General features: G+C 36.6%; 18 protein-coding genes and 3 pseudogenes. 12 read left to right on the forward strand and 9 right to left on the reverse strand.

The features are described from left to right. Positions 1-44 precede the first annotated feature (44 nt). Together FHR28_RS09775 and FHR28_RS09780 are read right to left on the reverse strand one after the other, a co-directional pair. Complete coding sequence (locus tag FHR28_RS09775; RefSeq protein ID WP_228722052.1) at positions 45-182, reverse strand: hypothetical protein; 138 nt, start codon at positions 180-182, stop codon at positions 45-47. Between the two features lie 98 nt (positions 183-280). After that, complete coding sequence (locus FHR28_RS09780; RefSeq protein WP_154130901.1) at positions 281-919, reverse strand: TetR/AcrR family transcriptional regulator; 639 nt, start codon at positions 917-919, stop codon at positions 281-283. A gap of 91 nt (positions 920-1,010) precedes the next feature. On the opposite strand from FHR28_RS09780, the pseudogene FHR28_RS21910 reads away from it, so the two are divergent. The 5 genes and pseudogenes from FHR28_RS21910 to FHR28_RS09800 all read left to right on the forward strand — a co-directional run. Next, a pseudogene (locus FHR28_RS21910) lies at positions 1,011-1,192 on the forward strand (IS982 family transposase); the annotation flags it as partial. Between the two features lie 97 nt (positions 1,193-1,289). Then, entirely contained in the window at positions 1,290-2,414 is a 1,125-nt protein-coding gene (locus FHR28_RS09785; protein WP_166782489.1) for an efflux RND transporter periplasmic adaptor subunit, read from the forward strand. A gap of 11 nt (positions 2,415-2,425) precedes the next feature. Further along, positions 2,426-5,539, forward strand: a complete 3,114-nt coding sequence (gene adeE / locus FHR28_RS09790) for a multidrug efflux RND transporter permease subunit AdeE (RefSeq protein ID WP_166782490.1) — start codon at positions 2,426-2,428, stop codon at positions 5,537-5,539. A gap of 280 nt (positions 5,540-5,819) precedes the next feature. Next, a pseudogene (locus tag FHR28_RS09795) lies at positions 5,820-6,704 on the forward strand (HipA domain-containing protein); the annotation flags it as partial. Continuing rightward, positions 6,701-7,012: a helix-turn-helix domain-containing protein gene (locus FHR28_RS09800; RefSeq protein ID WP_166782491.1), complete on the forward strand. Its 312-nt coding sequence runs from the start codon at positions 6,701-6,703 to the stop codon at positions 7,010-7,012. The pseudogene FHR28_RS09795 and the gene FHR28_RS09800, both read left to right, overlap by 4 nt. Before the next feature lie 57 nt (positions 7,013-7,069). Here the strand turns inward: FHR28_RS09800 and FHR28_RS09805 are convergent, their stop codons facing one another. Further along, entirely contained in the window at positions 7,070-7,942 is an 873-nt protein-coding gene (locus FHR28_RS09805) for an alpha/beta fold hydrolase (protein WP_166782492.1), read from the reverse strand. Between the two features lie 59 nt (positions 7,943-8,001). Here FHR28_RS09805 and FHR28_RS09810 point away from each other — a divergent pair, with 59 nt between their 5' ends. Next, on the forward strand, positions 8,002-8,631 hold the full coding sequence (locus FHR28_RS09810) for a TetR/AcrR family transcriptional regulator (protein WP_166782493.1): 630 nt from the start codon (positions 8,002-8,004) through the stop codon (positions 8,629-8,631). A gap of 345 nt (positions 8,632-8,976) precedes the next feature. Continuing rightward, positions 8,977-9,051 (forward strand): annotated as a pseudogene (locus FHR28_RS09815) (type 1 glutamine amidotransferase domain-containing protein); the annotation flags it as partial. Positions 9,052-9,142: 91 nt separating this feature from the next. Here FHR28_RS09815 and FHR28_RS09820 read toward each other — a convergent pair. The 4 genes from FHR28_RS09820 to FHR28_RS09835 all read right to left on the reverse strand — a co-directional run bounded on the left by FHR28_RS09820 (position 9,143) and on the right by FHR28_RS09835 (position 12,985). Further along, positions 9,143-10,348 (reverse strand): NAD(P)/FAD-dependent oxidoreductase, encoded by a 1,206-nt coding sequence (locus FHR28_RS09820; protein ID WP_166782494.1) that lies wholly within the window; start codon positions 10,346-10,348, stop codon positions 9,143-9,145. A 158-nt stretch (positions 10,349-10,506) separates the two neighbouring features. Further along, the gene (locus tag FHR28_RS09825) at positions 10,507-11,055 is read right to left on the reverse strand and encodes an RrF2 family transcriptional regulator (protein ID WP_166782495.1); all 549 of its coding nucleotides are present in this window, start codon (positions 11,053-11,055) and stop codon (positions 10,507-10,509) included. Positions 11,056-11,250: 195 nt separating this feature from the next. Further along, positions 11,251-12,270, reverse strand: a complete 1,020-nt coding sequence (locus FHR28_RS09830) for an MBL fold metallo-hydrolase (protein ID WP_166782496.1) — start codon at positions 12,268-12,270, stop codon at positions 11,251-11,253. Positions 12,271-12,415: 145 nt separating this feature from the next. Beyond that, the gene (locus FHR28_RS09835) at positions 12,416-12,985 is read right to left on the reverse strand and encodes a TetR/AcrR family transcriptional regulator (protein ID WP_151957740.1); all 570 of its coding nucleotides are present in this window, start codon (positions 12,983-12,985) and stop codon (positions 12,416-12,418) included. Between the two features lie 412 nt (positions 12,986-13,397). On the opposite strand from FHR28_RS09835, the gene FHR28_RS09840 reads away from it, so the two are divergent. From FHR28_RS09840 to FHR28_RS09850, 3 genes are all read left to right on the forward strand, one after another. Beyond that, positions 13,398-13,736 carry a hypothetical protein gene (locus tag FHR28_RS09840; protein ID WP_166782497.1) on the forward strand — a complete coding sequence of 113 codons (339 nt, stop codon included), beginning with the start codon at positions 13,398-13,400 and terminating at the stop codon, positions 13,734-13,736. Between the two features lie 482 nt (positions 13,737-14,218). Continuing rightward, positions 14,219-15,400, forward strand: a complete 1,182-nt coding sequence (locus tag FHR28_RS09845) for an MFS transporter (RefSeq protein ID WP_166782498.1) — start codon at positions 14,219-14,221, stop codon at positions 15,398-15,400. Between the two features lie 98 nt (positions 15,401-15,498). Beyond that, a complete protein-coding gene (locus FHR28_RS09850; RefSeq protein ID WP_228722053.1) occupies positions 15,499-16,380 on the forward strand; it encodes a LysR family transcriptional regulator in 882 nt (293 codons plus the stop codon). Between the two features lie 51 nt (positions 16,381-16,431). Here FHR28_RS09850 and FHR28_RS09855 read toward each other — a convergent pair whose 3' ends face one another. Together FHR28_RS09855 and FHR28_RS09860 are read right to left on the reverse strand one after the other, a co-directional pair. After that, entirely contained in the window at positions 16,432-16,668 is a 237-nt protein-coding gene (locus tag FHR28_RS09855; RefSeq protein ID WP_004720475.1) for a VF530 family DNA-binding protein, read from the reverse strand. Positions 16,669-17,011: 343 nt separating this feature from the next. Then, the gene (locus tag FHR28_RS09860) at positions 17,012-17,911 is read right to left on the reverse strand and encodes a LysR family transcriptional regulator (protein WP_105712641.1); all 900 of its coding nucleotides are present in this window, start codon (positions 17,909-17,911) and stop codon (positions 17,012-17,014) included. Positions 17,912-18,010: 99 nt separating this feature from the next. Here FHR28_RS09860 and FHR28_RS09865 point away from each other — a divergent pair, with 99 nt between their 5' ends. Together FHR28_RS09865 and FHR28_RS09870 are read left to right on the forward strand one after the other, a co-directional pair. Further along, on the forward strand, positions 18,011-18,451 hold the full coding sequence (locus FHR28_RS09865) for a CidA/LrgA family protein (RefSeq protein WP_105712642.1): 441 nt from the start codon (positions 18,011-18,013) through the stop codon (positions 18,449-18,451). Beyond that, positions 18,451-19,146, forward strand: a complete 696-nt coding sequence (locus tag FHR28_RS09870) for an LrgB family protein (RefSeq protein ID WP_105712643.1) — start codon at positions 18,451-18,453, stop codon at positions 19,144-19,146. Before FHR28_RS09865 ends, FHR28_RS09870 begins: the two co-directional genes overlap by 1 nt. The last annotated feature ends 23 nt before the right edge of the window (positions 19,147-19,169 follow it).

A 19,169-nucleotide genomic window follows, 5' to 3' on the forward strand; every position in this document is an offset into this window, starting at 1 on the left:
TGATTAATTTTATTGAATTTATGTTTGCTTACTATATTAAATGTCTAACACGCGTAATCTTCGCTGGTAATGTCAATTGTTGCACCAGTACTATGACAGGAGCGTCCTGTTGCAAGAAAAGCAACCATTTCGGCAACATCACGTGCAGGCGTAAGTTCGCCTAAAGGCAAATTTTTTAGCAATGAAGGTTCAATCTCTTCTTTAGCGAAATCTGTTACAACCCGTCTAGAGGCAATATCTGATGTGTTAATTTCAGATATTTACGCTCATCAAAATCTAATTATTTCGAGCTATCCATTTCAATTTTAAATTGCCACGCGCTTAGAAAAGTACGGCAGGCTTCTTCATTCAACTGTTGTAACTCTTCAGAAGTGGGAACTGCACCACCTAATAACGTTGCAGGATACGCATAGCCCATAACAGCGCCAAGGAACGCTTTAGCTGCTGCTTCAGAATTTGAAATTTTGATAATTCCCGCATTGTTAGCTGTTTCGAGAATATTGATCATCGATTTTTTGATACTTCCATACGTACGTTGTTGAACCTGCTCAAGTATTTCTGGCATTTCTACTAATGCTATAATGATTAACCTTTGAAGACGAATTACGTTGGTATTGTAGAAATGATTTTGAACAGTTTGGCCAATTTGTATTAATAGCTGCTCTAACATCATTATTTCATTTAAATTATTCTTCTCATCAAATGGTGTTTCCATTTCTGCTTTGAAGTTTTCAAAAATTTCAATGAGTAGAGCTGTTTTTGTTGGGAAGTGATTATAAAGTGTCTGTCTCGTAGTTCCTGCTTTTACCGCAATTTTATCTAAACTTACATCTAAACCATGTTCAAGAAATTGCTCACGTGCTGCCAAAATAATATTTGGACGAGCTTTAGAAGGACGTCCTCGACTTTTCTTTAACATAATTAACCTGAATCGCGGATAAGAAATTGACTAAAAAAAGAGGATAGAGCCATCAGTTGAGTTACCACACAAAACTCACAACCCAGTCCTTATGTTAGATAGTACCCAATTATTCTGTCTAATTGATGATTTCTTTCTAGAATTTGAAGCAATTTATTGGAATTCTTAAAGCAAAACCATAGATGCTTAAGGATTCCTAACTCAGTGCTCAGTATTAACTCGTCCCATTTGTTTAGAAGCCTACCTTGTTATCAACATATGATTCATCTGATCAAAAGCAAGATTCTGGTTAATTACAATTTTCAACCTATCAATATTATTTACTTTACAGTAAAGTAAATAAATTATCTATAAGTCTATGGTTCTAGATATGCCTGATTTGAGATTTACTTGTTATAAAATATTTTTTTCCATTGTTTTACTCCCTTTTATAAATGGGTGTGATTCAGACCAACCTGTAAAAAAAGCAACACAGCAGGTGAGTGTGATGACCATAACTCCTGAAACTATAGAAACTGACCGGCTATTAGCTGGCCGGACAGTTGCATCTGAAGTCTCACAAGTTAGACCTCAAGTAAATGGTGTAGTTGTTGCACAGCTTTTCCAAGAGGGTTCATATGTTAAAAAGGGGCAGCCGCTTTATAAAATTGATTCAACGCTTTATCAAGATAGTCTTGCAGAGGCATTAGGTAATTTTGAATTGGCTCAGGCAACTGTAAATTCAACTCGCCTTCAAGCTGAACGTTATGAGCAATTAATTAGTGTCAATGGTGTTAGTCGTCAGGAGCTTGATGATGCGAGAGCAGCTTATGCGCAAGCAAAGGCTGCAGTGAACGTTAATAAAGCATTGTTAAAAACTGCACAAACCAATCTTAACTATACTCAAATCACAGCTCCAATTTCGGGGAGAATCGGTCGATCTGCGATTACACGTGGAGCCCTTGTAACATCTAGTCAAGTAGATGCTCTAGTAACTATTCAGAATTTAGATCCAATGTATGTAGATTTAACTCAATCCAGTGATGAATATATAGCGCTTCGGAAACAACTTACAGAAGATGGAATAGAGCCTGAGGAGTTAACTGTAAGTTTGGAGTTGAATAATGGAACGAACTATCAAGAAAAGGGAGTTTTTAAGTTTAGCGATATCACAGTAGATGAAGCAACTGGGAGTGTCACATTAAGAGCTTCATTTGCAAATCCGAATCAATCTTTATTGCCAGGAATGTATGTGCGGGCACAACTTGGTACAGGACCACGTCCAAAAAGTTTATTAATTCCCCAAGGGATTGAAATTAGAAATGCTGATAGTGAGGCATTTGTATGGGTTATTGGACAAGGGAATAAAATTGAACAAAGAACGATTACTTTAGGCGAAGCCATAGACAATCGATGGTTAGTATTATCTGGTTTGCGTTCTGGAGATAAAGTTGTTGTCGAAGGTCTGCAAGGATTAAGTGCTGGTATGGCCGTTGAACCTACACCCATTCGCTGAGGAATTTTCGTATGCTGTCTAGTTTCTTTATCGCTCGTCCGATATTCGCTTGGGTACTGTCCATATGCATTATGGCGATGGGTGCAATTTCCATTTTCACTTTATCTGTTGAGCAATATCCTGATATTGCACCTCCTGGTGTAAATGTAACAGCAAACTATCCTGGTGCATCAGCCAGTACAGTTGAAGATAGTGTTACTCAAATATTAGAGCAACAAATTAAGGGAATTGATGGTTTACTTTATTTTTCATCTACAAGTAGTTCAGCAGGTCAGACTCGTATTAGTTTGAGTTTTGATCAAAATACGAATCCAGATACAGCTCAAGTTCAGGTACAGAACGCAGTAAATCAGGCATTGAGTCGTTTACCACAAGAAGTTCAACAACAGGGCATAACCGTTACAAAGTCTCAAGGAGATAGTCTGTTAGTTTTTGCTCTTTATGATGAAAGTGGTGCAAGATCAGATGTTGATATATCTGATTACATGGTAAGTACACTTCAAGACCCCCTAAGTCGGGTAGATGGGGTTGGTGAGATCACAGTATTTGGTGCGCAATATGCGATGCGAATATGGCTTGATCCGCATAAGCTAAATAGTTATAGCTTGATGCCATCCGATGTTAGAGTTGCTATTGAAGCTCAAAATACTCAAATCACAGCAGGTGAGCTTGGAGCTTTACCGACTAAAGAAAACCAAGCTTTAAATGCAACTGTTACTGCATTGTCTCGTTTACAAACGGTAAGACAATTTGAAAATATTATTTTGCGGACTGAGCCAAATGGCAGTGTAGTATTGTTAAAAGATGTTGCTCGTGTCGAACGAGGTGCAGAAAGTTATCAGACGACCACGAGATTGAATGGTAAATATGCTTCAGGTATGTCAATTCAGTTAGCGTCAGGTGCAAATGCCCTTGAAACAGCTGAACGTGTTAAAGCAGAGGTTTCAAGATTAACAGCATCCATGCCAGCAGGTTTAAAGGTGGCATATCCACGTGATAGTACTCCATTTGTAGAAGCATCTGTTCAAGGCGTGATTAAGACCCTAGCTGAGGCAATCTTCCTTGTCATTATTGTGATGTTCGTGTTTTTACAAAGTTGGCGCGCCACATTAATTCCTGCAATTGCTGTTCCAGTGGTTTTGTTAGGTACCTTTGGAATTCTGAGTGTATTGGGTTATACCATTAACACATTGACATTGTTCGCGATGGTATTGGCGATTGGACTCTTGGTTGATGATGCCATTGTCGTTGTAGAAAATGTTGAGCGTGTAATGCATGAGCAAGGTCTTGATCCAAGAGAAGCTACGCTTATTTCTATGAAAGAAATTTCAGGTGCGTTAGTTGGTATCGCGATGGTCTTGTCTGCTGTATTTCTACCGATGGCTTTTTTTGGTGGCTCCGTAGGGATGATTTATCGGCAGTTTTCTGTGACATTAGTCTCAGCAATGGTACTTTCTGCTGTGGTTGCCCTAACTTTATCTCCAGCCTTATGTGCTACTTTACTTAGACCTAACAATCATCAGCATAAAAAGAGACGTTTCTTTACTTGGTTCAATCAAAAAGTAGAGCTAAGTCAGTCCAAATACCGTAATTTACTCGTTAAGATCATCAGTAAACCTAAAATATTTATGGTTTTATTTGTTGTGATCACTGCTTTATTAGGGTGGCAATACACACGAATGAATACGGGCTTCCTCCCACAAGAAGATCAGGGTTCTGTCATGGTCCAATTTAGTACGCCTGTGGGCTCGACCTTAGCTGAAACCCAAGAAATAGGTAACCAAATTTCAGAGTATTTCATGACGAATGAGAAAGATAACTTGAACGTTATTTTTATGGTTATGGGACGAAATAATGCTGGTAGTGGTCAGAATGTAGGTATGGCATTTGCCAGTCTAAAACATTGGGATGATCGTAAGGGAGAAGATAATACTGCCGAGGCAATTATTTCTCGTGCAAATGCACATTTTCGCTCAATGAAACAAGCGCGGGTTCAAGTACTTTCCCCATCAGCGGTACGTGGATTAGGTCAATCCAGTGGTTTTGAATTATGGATGCAAGATGCGGAGGGTAAAGGGCGAGATGCTTTGTTAGCTGCGCAAAGTACGGTTCTAAAAGAGGCAAGTGCAGATTCTGGACTTGCCGCGGTTCGATTAAATGGACTCGAAGATAAATCTCAATTACAGGTCAATATTGATCAACGTAAGGCAAGTGCATTCGGTTTAGCACAGACTGATATTAGTAGTACTTTATCAACTGCATGGGGTGGTTCATATATTAATGACTTCATTGATAGAGGTCGTGTCAAACGCGTTTATTTACAAGGTGATGCGGCATATAGGTCATTACCACAAGACATTGGTCAGTGGTATGTAAGAGGAACGACAGGAGAGATGACACCATTTGCTAGTTTCTCATCTGTTAATTGGCAAATGGGACCGCAGATGTTGCAACGTTTTAATGGTCTTTCATCTATTCAGCTTCAAGGTTCTGCCGCAACTGGTGAAAGTTCAGGGGCTGCAATGAATAAAATGCAAAAGTTAATTGATCAACAACAAGGCTTTAGTCTTCAATGGAGTGGCTTGTCTTATCAAGAAAAGTTAGCGAGTGGTCAGACGATTTGGTTATATTTGGCATCTATCATATTTATTTTTTTATGCTTAGCTGCATTATATGAGAGTTGGTCAATTCCATTCTCCGTTTTGCTTGTTATCCCTCTTGGATTAATTGGTGCTGTTATTGCAGCTAGTATTGCAGGATATGTTAATGACATTTATTTTCAGGTCGCGATGCTAACAACCATTGGTCTTTCAGCTAAAAATGCGATTCTTATTGTAGAGTTCGCAGCAGCGAAACTAGCAGAGGGTCAGTCATTGATAGAGGCTGTTATTGAGGGTGCAGGTCAAAGATTAAGACCCATTATCATGACCTCATTGGCATTTGTTGCTGGTGTTTTACCACTGGCAGTTTCAACAGGAGCTGGTGCAGCGAGTAGAAGAGAAATTGGTATAGCTGTGACAGGAGGGATGATATCCGGCACATTGCTTTCAATTTTCTTTGTTCCATTATTTTTCTTTTTGGTACGTAAGGTATCTATAAGATTGAAAGTTTCTTCTAATAAATGATGTACGGTCCTTAACCGAAGTATATAATTATACTTCGGTTAAGGTTTTATATTTTCCATAAAAACATGGCGATATCTCACATAAAACACACCCAAATGTTGATCTATATGAATGATTAATCTTATTTTTCAGTATATCTGTTTTATATTTCATTAAATCATACATTTTTACAAGATTTTTTAAGTTCTGAGCAAAAAATTGCACATTAAATATATAGATTAAGTGCTTTTGAGCAAATATATTCACATTTTTTCTTGTTTATGCTATTTTTGAGAAAATAAATGCTGATTTTCTAGAGTATGCACAGCAAATGGGTGCGATTAGTGGTGGTGCAAGTGGGGAAGCACCAAAACTACTTCTTCGTCTTTCAGCGGATCAAAAAGTTTGGATTGATACATATCAACAAAACTTTGATGAGCCTGACCAACACTATTTAGTTAAATTCCCTAGAAATAATCGTAGTGAAATTGACTGTAATATTCTCAGAGCCGAATATTATTATTATCATGAACTAAATGAGCTAGGCTTTAGTACGATTGAAACGACCGAAATGAAGCTCATAGAAGGTGAAAAATATCCTTCATTGTGGCTGCCAAGATTTGATACTGAATGGTGTAATCAACGATGGCATCGTCATGGAATAGAATCTGTTTATTCTATATTGAATAAGTCCGCTGGTAGTCATCTTAATCACTTTGATGTTATTGAAAGACTTTGTAGTTTACTTACTACTATTGAAGCTGATTTCGATTCAGCTCATTTCGTTTGCGAATGGCTACAAAGAGATTTACTCAATATTATTTTCTGTAATTCAGATAATCATGGGCGCAATACGTCGTTTTTAAAAAAATCTGGACATGTTTTTCTTGCTCCGATTTATGATTTTGCACCGATGAAAGCAGATCCAGAGCAGGTCATTAGATCGACAACCTGAGGAAGCCCATATGAAGAAGGTGGCGAATACCGCTGGATTCAAATTACACAAAAACTTGCGCCGTGGTGCGATCCCAATTTATCTTTAAACACTTTGAAATCATTAGCAACCAAGTTTGTTGGACTAAAACAGCGATTAATAGATAAAGGCGTGCCTAAGCAAATTACAGAGATGCCTGTACTCTCATTTGACTACATTGAAGCTAAATTGAAAAGATGGGAACTTTTATGAACATAAAAAATCAGCCACAAGACCGTCAGCAAGTTCTTATTAATTTATACACACAATATTTATTGAGTGAAATTACGCTGGGAGAATTGTTGACGTATCTGCGAAAAAATCTACTGGGTATGTCACAAGAACAATATGCTATTCTGGTTGGTATAAGTCGTCGGACACTCACTGATATTGAACAAGACAAAGGCAAACTTACTCAATCTGTGTTAGATAAAGTATTTAAACCACTCGGATTAAAAGCAGGACTTGTACCTACACATGAGCATGTGATTAAAAAAATTATAAAACCGTCCAGTGAGTGAATAATTAGTTTCAGCTCATCATTTGATACATCAGCTTTAACCTTATTAAATCAATATTCAAAATGAAGATAAGAAAGTTTTTATTTCTTTTCCTACGATAGTTGGCTGCTCCCAAGGAGTCCAGTGTCCACAATCTTCAATTTCAATCACTTTGTGATTAGGAATAATTTCTTTATATCTTTGTGCCATATGTTCACCAGAGTTAGGATCACTTTTCCCATTGATCAGTAATAGCGGAATCTGACTATTGACCAAAGCATTGACAAGTCTATCACGGTGCTTAAACCTCTCGAAAATTGAACGGTTTAATTGAACTAGACTCTTTTTTCCATGATTTATATTTAATTGTTGATACCATTGTTCCAAATCTAAATCACTTGGCTGATTCTTTTGATCAAACATATTTTTCATATTTTTTGAGAAAACACGAAAAGATAAGAACGACGTAATTATATGTCCAACAAAAGATGCCATAAGTTTTTGAATTAGGCGAGGGCGATATACTTCAGGAAATAAACTGCCATTCATAAAAACAGAAGATTTAACTTTAAATGCTAAAAGGTAGTTCTGCTGTCGATCGAGCAATTCCTGAATGATTCCTACCCCTAAATCATGACCGACTAAATGAACTTCCTCTAGCTTTAAATACTCAATCAAGGCAATAGCTTGATTGGCATGATCTTGAACCGAATATACATATTTACTTGGTTTATCAGAGAATCCTAATCCAAGTAAATCGATAGCAAGCACTTGATAGTTCTCAGCTAATGTATCCCAGATTTTTGCCCAGTCAAATGAGCTCGTGGGATAACCATGAATTAAGAAAATTGTTTGAGCATTCAGTTTAGGTGAAAACTTATAGAAGATTTTATAATCCTTAAAAGGCAGGTAATTTCCTTGATGTTCCCAACTTTGTAATGTGTGCTTCATTTTTATTCCTTTTTTTGCTAAACTTACACTGTAAGGTAGATTATAAGGTAAATACTTTTATGTCAAATCAAACAGAGAATCACAAAAAAACAAAAGTCAATTTGTCGAAGGATCTAATTATTCAAACCGCTTTATGGATGATAGAAGAGAGCGGTATAGACGGCTTCAGTCTGCGTAAGCTTGCTCACAAGCTCAATTGTGAAGCTATGAGTATTTACTATCACATGAAGAATAAAGAACAAATTCTTGATCAAATCGTAGATTTTTTGGTTTCAAAAATTAATTTTAAAAATCAAGTAAATAATCCCAAAGAACAATTAATGTATATAGCAAAACAATGGAGAAAATTATCTCAGGAATATCCAAAATTTTTTCCTATCTTAGCTGTTCATCCATTGAATACAGATATTGGATATAACTTTATGAATGGGATTTTGCTCGTTTTCAAGAATGCCAATCTAGCTGTAAAAGATGCGAGTTATTTTTTGAGAATTTTAAATTATTACTTAATAGGGGTAGGAATTGATGAAGCTAAAGGATATCAGCTAGCAGGTAAAAACCTAAAATTAGACAAATATCCGTTATTGGAAGACGCTAAGTCATATTGGACAACAGAAGATCAGGATCAAATTTTTGAGTTAGGTTTAAACATGCTTCTCACTAATATGCTGCATAAACAGAGTGAGTGATGATTGTTAATTAACTTTTAGAATTCACGTTGCTGAGCTGTGGCAACAACAGCATCTTGCGCAGCAATGTTGTTTAGGCCACAGTCTTAGATATCTTATTTAACTTATGTTTATATAAAATCTAGTTCATAATTATAAGTATATTTTTTCAAAAATAGTAAATTAAGTTCATGAACTAAGGCTTCTAATTTAGAATAGAGAAAAAATTTTCGCAAGATCAGTGTTTTTACATACCAAAATTATGATTTTCCGATATTCAGAAAGGATTGTAGTAGTTAGACTAAGCATTGATTAGATATGATTTATGATATTTTTTAGATTCATTGACAATGATCACAACACACATTAATTATAGGACAAAACACGTTTTCTGCTAAAAAAACGGCTTTAGCCATAATAGAAGAGTTAGAAAAATCATAACTTAATGACTCAAAAAACCTAAAAGCAAAACCAGTGATGGCTTTACTTTTAGGAGACTTAAATAAAATGATCTGCATTAGCAAAACTAATTTTAAGGAACAATTACAAAATCAGGATTTGCTATAGCAAAAACAGCTTCACGGTCTGCAACTGGCGGATAAATCCATACCGTATTAATTTCTTGCTTAATTTTTTTCGCCTCGTGGCGCACAAATTGAACTTTTCGATCCCATCCTTCAGTGTAAAGTGCTCCCCATGGGCCTAAGTCGACACAAGTCACATACTTTGGTTGGCTATACGCATGTAATGGCAAATCTACCAATTCTGCCGCGGCATTGTAACCCGCTACGCGACCTAGGCTCATGGCATGCTGACATGACATCACGTTAAAATTACCTAAATTGTCGGTTGGAACTTTTACAGTATCACCCGTCACAAAAATATTTTTTGTCTCTGGTGCATGTAAATAAACATCACCTAAAATACGACCTAAATTATCTTTTTCACCTACAATTTGTGAGGTCAACGAGTTCGCTCGCATGCCCGCAGTCCAAATGACAGTTTCTGTTTCAATTCTTTCGCCGTTAGAAAGTGTTACTCCAGAAGCATCAAGTGCAGTAACGCGTAGCCCAGCTTTACCTTCAACGCCGAGTTCGCTAAGAGCTTCTCGAATTACCACTGCAGCTTCGTCACCCAATGCTGCACCAATTTCTGCTGATGAATCGACTAAAACCACACGAACATCAGTTTCAGCTAAAATGCTACACAGGCGTTCAGGCATTTCGGCAACTGTTTCAAGTCCTGTAAGTCCACCACCAGCAACGACTACGGTATTACGTGCTGCATTTGTAGGTTTATTGGCTAAGTTTTTAAGATGCTGGTCTAGTTTTTCAGCATCTGCTAATGTACTTACGCTAAATCCATGTTCAATAAGCCCCGGTATAGGTGGCATAAAAGTAGTACTTCCAGTTGCCAGAATAAAACGGTCATAACTTAAGCTTTGTTGATCGCCGTGGATCGTTGTAATCACAAGATTTTGGCCAGTAGTATCAATTTCATTTACCCAGCCAGCCACATATTTAACGTCAACGACATTTAATATGTCTAAAATATCAGGATACATATTTTCAAGTACGGCTTCATAAAGACGAGGACGAATATCAACATTCGGACTCGGGGAAACCATCAGCACTTCAATATTTTGTTCTTGCGCAGCCAAATGAATTGCTCGTTGTGCGGCAAGTGCAGCCCATAAGCCAGCAAAGCCAGAACCTGCAATAATAATACGCTTACTCATTTGATTATCCTTTTGATAGGTTTTTCGGACATGTAAATTCCAGCTCATCCCAAAATTTTGGGTGAGCGAATCCTTTCTCTGACTGTCCGAAAAATCTGAGAAGGCGTTTAAAACGTTTAGAGAAGTTTTACCTTAGGGATGAAAGCCCTATAAGCTCATTAGTCGGGCGTATCCCGTGATATTTTACTTTTCCGCATTTTTGCTGTTCTTCCTTCAATGCGTTCATTGATCCAGCCATTTACATCACTAAAAAAAACGTCGGGTGCATAACGGCCAAAACGGTCTGCAATATCACCAAGTGTATGAGCACCTAAAGCATCTCGCATGGCTTTTTCAGCCTGTAGCATAACTGCATGCACTGCACACACACCACTGGTTGCCCAATCGGGTGGGGCATTGTTAAAGACCGCACATTTTCCACGTACTTCTTGGCATTCAAAAAGCGGTTTTTCACCTTCAATTGCATTCACAATATCAAGAAAACTGATTTCGTGAGCAGATCGGGCCAGTAAATACCCGCCACGAACACCTTCTTGCGCCAAAACAAGTTTTGCCTTTTCAAGTTTAGGAAATATCTTGGCCATAAAGCTAGGAGAGACGCCTTGCAATTCAGCTAAATCCTTACTACTCAATGGTTTATCTTCATTCTTTACAAGAAAAAGAAGACAGTGAATCGCATACTCGACGCTACTAGTGATATAAGCCATTTCATTTCATAATTGATCAATTACAAACACAGACTAATGCAGTCTGTGTTTTAAGTCAATAATAAAACTAAGACAAAGTTAGTCCCAGTTTTATTAAAAGAAAATATAGAGGAAAACAATAGGGCTATATCACTGAATTTAAATACCTTTAAATGATAATTGAGGAACGTAAATAATTTAAAATGATTGAAAAAATTACGAACGCCACCAATAATTTTCGACATTTGGCTGGTTTAAGTTCAATACTTCACCCATTTGAGGGGTACTAATCGCTAAGTCGTTTTGATGAGCCAAAGCCACAATTCGTTCAAATGGATCGTCCCAAGCATGAAGCGCCAAGTCAAAAGTCCCATTATGGACAGGCAACAAATGACGTCCTTTTAAATCGATATGCGCTTGTAAAGTTTGCTCAGGTTGCATGTGAACATCTGGCCATTCTGGATCATAGGCCCCAGTTTCTAGCATGGTAAGATCGAAAGGACCATAACGATGTCCAATCTCTTTAAACCCATCGAAATAACCAGTATCGCCACTAAAAAACACCCGTAGATCATTATCAATAATCACCCACGATGCCCAAAGCGTTGCGTTGCTATCACCCATACCACGGCCTGAAAAATGATGGGCAGGGGTAGCAATCAGCTCAAGACCATCTACATGGGTTGTTGCCCACCAGTCAAGTTGCTGAACCTTTTCTGCTGGCACGCCCCATTTAATCAGTGTGTCACCAACACCAAGTGGTGTTAAGAAGTGTTCAACTTTGTCTTTGAGTTGGATTACTGCATGGTAGTCGAGATGGTCATAGTGGTTATGCGACAAAATCACGCCTTTAATGGGAGGTAAGTCCGCAATGCTAATCGGTGGTTGGTGAAAACGCTTTGGGCCAATCCATTGAAAAGGCGAGGCACGCTCAGAAAAAACAGGATCGGTTAACCAAAATTCATTACGCAATTTTAATAAAATGGTCGAATGCCCAAGACGAAATAGAGAACGGTCTGGGGCACTCATGAGTTGTTCTTTTGATAAACTTAACACAGGAATTTCTCGGTTTGGCACCGTATTTTTGGGTTTGTTAAATAGAAATTTCCACATTAAGCCTAGCGTTTTTCCGAAAGAATGTGTGTACAGATTCGGCCGTGTATTGCTATATTTTCCATTGTGCTGCTGTGATGACATGACGGGAGAAGGCAAGTCTGTTGCGTTTGAAATAGTCATTTTATTTTCCTTGAGTGGAACAAGCTATATCTGTAAATAAGAACTTGAGATAAGTGCTTATTTTGATTTATTTAAATGAGTATTTAATCACTCATTAATTAATTTAAAAAATAAGAATGCTGCACATCCTTACTTGAGTCTTTATCTACATTGAAACTGCATGCCAAAACGCTTCAAAACCTGACTTCCGATAAAGATCAGCTTGAGAAGTGTCTTGGGCAATAAAGTTGAGTGTGACTTCGGCAAGTGCACCCAAAATCGAACCGATAAACAAGGGTGGATAATCTCTTAATTTGCCGTCATCAATATGTTCTTGAATAGTCTTAGTAAAATCACAAAAAGTTTGCATACCAATGTGTTTACTCTGCTCTGTAATTTGTTCTGAAGTCGACAACTGTGCCATCACTTTACGTTTGAGTGGGGCATCTAAACTCCAGTCCAAATAGCTTTGCCAGATATAAAACATTTGGCTTTGTAGGTCTGAGTTGTTCGGATAATTCAGCATTATGACCTGACGCAGTTCGGCCTTTAGCGAAAGGTATAATTGGTTGAGTAATTCCTCTTTATTACTGAAATAAGTAAATAAAGTACCTTCTGCTACACCAGCGACTTTGGCTATTTTTGAAGTAGATGCGCGCTCTCCAAGTTCTGCCAATGTTTCAATAGCAGCATTTAAAATTGCATTACGTTTATCTTCACTACGAGGACGGGCCATAGATAAATATATTAATTGAGTGATTACTCAATCATACATAAAAATAGATAAAGCGCAAGATATATTTAAAAAGGGATGGGCTTTTCAAGATCACAAGCTATAGCATCACATAGACAGGGCCACACAGCAAAGTTAGCGCTTTAATTAATAGTCATAATTATAATTTCGGCAAGCGATAAGACGCGAGAAATTATTGATCACTGTATGGAATTACGTGAGTCAGGTAATGCTTCTATAGAATAGAACTATTTTTAAGTCTTTGATCTATATTTTAAAATCTAAATCACGGACAACTTTTCAGAGATATGTGTAATCCTGAATATCTGCTGTTACAGCATGTGTAAATTGCTAGATTATCTCATCAGATTGTTTCAGTATAGATCCAGACACTCGAATTTACAGGACAATCATCATGATATTGAGATATCGTATATTTTTAAAATATCTTTCTATTTTAGGTTTTGTGGCAAGTTCTGCTGCGACTAGCGTAGCTTTCGGAAGTTCCGAGCAGGCATGGAACAAGCATGATCAGGAAATAAAAGCGGCTTGTATAAAAGCAAGTCAACTTAAAAATGCCAAGACAGTAAGTAATGTCATGCTGTTTGATGATCGTGTTGGATATTCGGCACTCTTGATTCAAGGAAAATATCCGCAAGCACATATGAAAAACAAAACAGGGCAAGAACTGTGTTTATGGAATAAGACATCGAAGAAAGCTTATTTAACTGAAGCAAATACGAAAGTACATTGAAGTCATAACCATACAAAATCGAGTAGCGATCTGATTTCAGCATAACTTATATTATGTTACTTGGGATACTCAGCAACTTGAAGATAATTTCACTGATTCAAGTTGCTGAACTGTAGCAACAACAGCATTGTGTAGCCACAGTCTCTGATATTCTATTTAACTTATGTTCACATAGAATTTATTTCATAATTAAATTTAATTATTTAGAGCACTAAAATAACAATTTATAAAATATTTGGTTTATGAACCTAGCTATGAATACATAGTTTCCTACTAAAAAGTTCTTAAGAATAGACTAAATTTGTCTAGGAGAGTGATGGCAGTCCACCACTAACTAACAGGTGTCTACAAAATCGGTGGCTATTCACCGTTTGAAGAATAATTAAGCTATAAATATGTTTATATCTAATATAATTCTTATTATTTTATTAATATCTTTCTTGGTTCTAGACTTATTTCATCATAAAAATGCGAGTTTAGAAATGCCGATTATTATCTATATTTTCACAATCACCGCCTTTGCTTTAGGCTTAGCAGAATTTGTTCCTATTGGTATCACAGATGTAATGGCAAATGGCTTAGGCGTGAATGTGGAGCAAACGGGTTCGATTATTGCAGCCTATGCCTTAGGTGCAACATTTGCAGCACCAGTATTAACTGCACTCACCAATGGTTGGTCACGTAAAAAAACCATGTTGGTTACGACCATTATTTTTACTTTAGGTAGTCTGGTGACGGCTTTTGCCAGTAGTTTGACTCTCATGATTATTGCCCGTTTTGTTGCCGGTATGGGGCATGGTCTATTTCTAGCTGTTGCTTCAAGCACAGCAGCAAAGCTTGCGGGTCCTGAAAGAGCAGGTAGTGCTGTCGCTATTGTCTTTGGTGGATTTACCATAGCAATGGCAATTGGTGTGCCATTAAGTACTTACTTAGGTGGTGTGATTGATTGGCGTCTGGTACTTGGTTTTATTGCATTGTTTGGAGCCATCGGTTTTGTTGGACTACTCATAGGTATGAAAGACCCATTGCATGCAGATAAAAAAATTGTATTTAGCTCAAAACAGGAAATCTTAACTATTTTTAATCCGAAGTTACTTTCGGGTGCTTTAGTGACCGTATTTGCCTATGCAGGTTCATTTGCAGCTTATACCTATATTGCATCTATGTTAACTGAAGTGACCAAAATCAGCCCAACAGCAGTACCGATGTATACATTGTTATATGGTATTTTCGCTGCTATTGGTAATGTTTTGGGTGGTAAAGCAACTGACTCTATGGGTGTCAATAAAGCGAATATCTTTATTATTTTAGGTATGATCGTAACTGCGTTCGGTATGTGGATCTTTATTGGTTCACCGATCATGATGGCTGTATTGGTGTCTTTACTTGGTTTATTCACATTTGGTGCAGTACCTGCCTTACAAGCACGTTTAATGGCTGTTGCTCAAAAATATGCACTGAATGCAGATAACGTTGCAGCAGGATTAAATATTGCAGGTTTCAACTCCGCGATTGCCTTTGGTTCAATTTTGGGTGGTTTAACCATTAGTCATGTTGGTTTAAGTTTTACTGGGGTTACTGGCGCAATCATGTCTGCGATTGGTTTGATGATTTTAATCGCTCAAATTCAGAAAAATATAGCAATAGACGCTGTTAAAAACTAATGATACTGATAGAAAAGAAATCCTCGGATTTCTTTTCTATTTTTTATGGATTCAATCCCTTAGAATAAGTTGAAGAGCCAGAATAAATGATCAAACTTATGAGTCGTCTAAGTCACTTAAGAACATTTTTAGAAGTCTATCGGTCTAAGTCTTTTTCTAAAGCGGCTGAAAGTTTAGCTATTACTCAACCAGCAGCATCTTTACATATTCAGTCTTTAGAAACATTTATTGGAAACAAACTTTTCATAAGACAATCTCGTGGAGTTGAACCAACCACAGCGGCGGACGAATTGGCTCGCTCGATTACTCCGAATATTGATGCACTTGAGCTTAAATTATCTTCTTTTAAACTCGGTAACATTCATGGCGGAACTATACATTTAGCAGCTCCTGCGGATTTTTTATATTATTGTCTAACGAAACCTATGCTTTCTCTTATGGAACAAGGTTTTAGTATCCTATGCCAAACGGGGAATCGTCAAAAAATCTACGAATTGCTCCAAGATAAATCAACTGATTTAGTCATTACTGCGTCAAGACCTGACGAACAACAATTTGAGTTTTCAGAATTATTAACAGAAAGATTTATCTTAGTTCATGCACTAAGCTTAAGTCACAAAATAGGAAAAAAACCAAATAAAGAAGTGTTGTCTCAGATACCTCTCATTGCATTTGATGAGGATCTACCTTTAGTTCGGAATGTGTGGGCTAATTTATTTGAAACTAAAGTAGACATGCTTGCTTCATTTATTGTTCCAGATTTACGAACAATCAAGCAGTTATTGGTTGATGGACAGGGGTGGTCTGTTCTTCCAGATTATCATTGTGAGCAAGAACTCAAAGATGGAACTTTGATTGCAATGAATAGCAGAATTGAAGCACCTACTAATCAACTGTATTTGGTTTGGCAGAACGGTGTGCAGAAACCTAATATTACTTTTGTACGTGAATATTTATTAGGTTTTTTCAATTCAAAGTGATAACCCAACATTAGTATATTCCATATGTTATTGAGGCTAGGGTTTTGATAGCTACGATTTCTGTTTGGCTTTTTGGCGTAAGACATACAAATATAAGCTTTCTACTTTTTCACGTGCCCATGGGGTAGTACGTAAGAATCGCAATGATGACTTAACACTTGGATCTATGCAAAAACATCTAATTTCAATTTTACGACTTAAGCCTTCAAAGCCATCGTAGTAATCCAATAATTCATCCAAAATGTCAGCAAGTTTTTTGCCATGTAGAGGGTCATTGGAGGCGTTCATAATAGATCAACCATATTTTGGGAGACCACCATTATAACCTGAGCTAGTTGAAAAATGAGAGGGTTGGAATTTAAGTGTAATTAACATAGAAAATTACGGCTTATTTTCTAGTTAACTTTTTTCTAAATATAAATTAGTCAAATTCTAATAATTAGGTAGCCATTGCAGGACATTGCAAACAACATGTGAGTAGACAACTTACATAATATTCTATTTAACATAATATACATTATGCGAAATAATATAAATTAAGTAATTGATATAAATGGTTTTAATAATTATAAAATTTAAACCTGAGCCACGCTAATCTCAATTTATTAAGATTTAAAAGCTATCAATAAATCTAGAAATGAATTTTATCTCGATGCATCTCTACAATCGTTAACCAAGCTTTGGTTGCTGGACTCATTGCTACAGTCGTATTCCAAGCCATACTCAATGTCCAATGTAATTTAGGCTCATTAAGGATTGCTGAGCAAAACTTCCCCGGATCTAACTGATCACAATAAATTTTGGGCAATATGGCAATCCCCATATTAAACTCCACCATTTTGGTGATAAAGTCCCACTGGCTACTTTTACACACCACTTTGGGTTCAAAACCTACAGAATTTGCAGCCTGTATAATCATCTTATTTAATGTAAAAGAATCAGCATAAAGTAAAAAAGATTCTTCTTTAAGTTCATGCAAATTTATTGAATCTCGTTGATTCCAATGTGAATTTTTCTTTGCTAATAAACACATCGGTGAATCTATCACAGGAATTGCCGCAAAACTTGGCCTTAAATTACCGAGTAAAATCCCAACATCAATACTTTTATCAGCAATTGCTTCCTCAATACCATTAGCACCAACTTCTAAGAATTTCAATTGAATATCAGGATGATTTTGGTGAAATAAAGCAATTAAAGGGCTAAGTAATACCGAACCTAATGGTGGTAAGCCTATGGTTAATTTACCTTTTTTTAACTGTTGTACTTGATCAATATTTTCAAATATTTGCTTTTGTTCATTTAAGATATTTAAAGCGTGTTGATAAATTAATTCACCAATATAGGTAAGTACAACTTCCCTTTTTCTTCCAGCTTCACCTTTTTTAAACAAAGCTGTGCCAAGTTCTTCTTCTAAATGTTTAATTGATTTACTGAGTGTAGGCTGTGTCATAAACAAACGATCCGCAGCCAAAGTAAAACTTTCGCAATTGACGATTTCTACAAAAATTTTAAGATTTTTAATGTCCATTAATTATTCCAAAATCGCATAATTATGGTTTAATTATTCATAATATGCTGTGATGTTTGCAACTAAAATAACTCATCTTTTTAAAATATCTGCAATAAAATGTCTACGCGTACTCAAAGCCACCAAATTTCATCAATTTATAAAGTCATATTGCAAATTGGGCTTTTAATTTTGATTTGGTGGATTGGTTCAATCATACAAAAACAATTTAATTTACCTATTTCGGCAGCTGTGATTGGCTTATTTATGGTTTTGATTGGACTCATGACGGGTATTTTTAAATTAAATTGGATTAAATCAGGCTCAGATTTCATTCTAGGTGAATTGGTACTATTTTTTATTCCTTGTTTTATCGGGTTAATGAAATATAAAAACTTATTTATGACTGAGGGTTGGCAACTGATTGTTGTGGTTGTACTGGGTACAATTTGTGTGATGGTATTTACTGCTTATAGTGTGCATATAGGTTTTAAACTAGAGCGAAAGTTGAAACAACGTCATGATCATAAAACCGTACATGTATTACAGGGAGATAAATAATGTCTGCCATTTCAATATTTTGCCTAGTGATCACATTAGTCGCGTATGTGTTGGTCAAAAAACTTTATCGTAAATTTCCATACTTAATTTTATCTCCAGCAATTTTGGTTCCGATTGTTTTAATCACCATTTTACTGTCAGCACATGTTTCTTATGATGCTTATATGCTTGATAGTCAGTGGATTATATGGATGTTAGGGCCTGCAACTGTTGCCTTTGCAATCCCAATTTTTGAATATCGCCAAATCATTAAAGAACATCTCATTTCAATTTCTATGGGTGTGGTCATTGGTATGCTTGCTGGAATGATCAGTGCATTCTACCTTGCTAAGTTATTTCATTTTGACCAAACAACAACCTATAGTCTAATGGCTCGTTCAATCTCTACACCATTTGCAATGGAACTAACAACCCATATCGGCGGTTCTGTTGAATTGGTGATTTTATTCACCATGATTACTGGGGTGACTGGTATGTTAATTGGTGATTTGGTATTGGGTGGATTAAGACTGAAATCAAGTTTTGCACAAGGTGCGTCTTTGGGTAATGCAGCACATGGTTTTGGTACAAGTAAAGCTTATATGCGTGATAAAGATGAAGGTGTTATTGCCAGTTTAACCATGGTTTTAGCTGGTATTTTTATGGTATTGGTTGGACCTTTTATTATACACCTCATTGTCTATTTACTAAATTAACCCGTACAGTATCGTTTTGAATG

Origin of the sequence: Acinetobacter sp. BIGb0196 (assembly GCF_011759595.1) — a bacterium.
GTDB lineage: Bacteria > Pseudomonadota > Gammaproteobacteria > Pseudomonadales > Moraxellaceae > Acinetobacter > Acinetobacter guillouiae.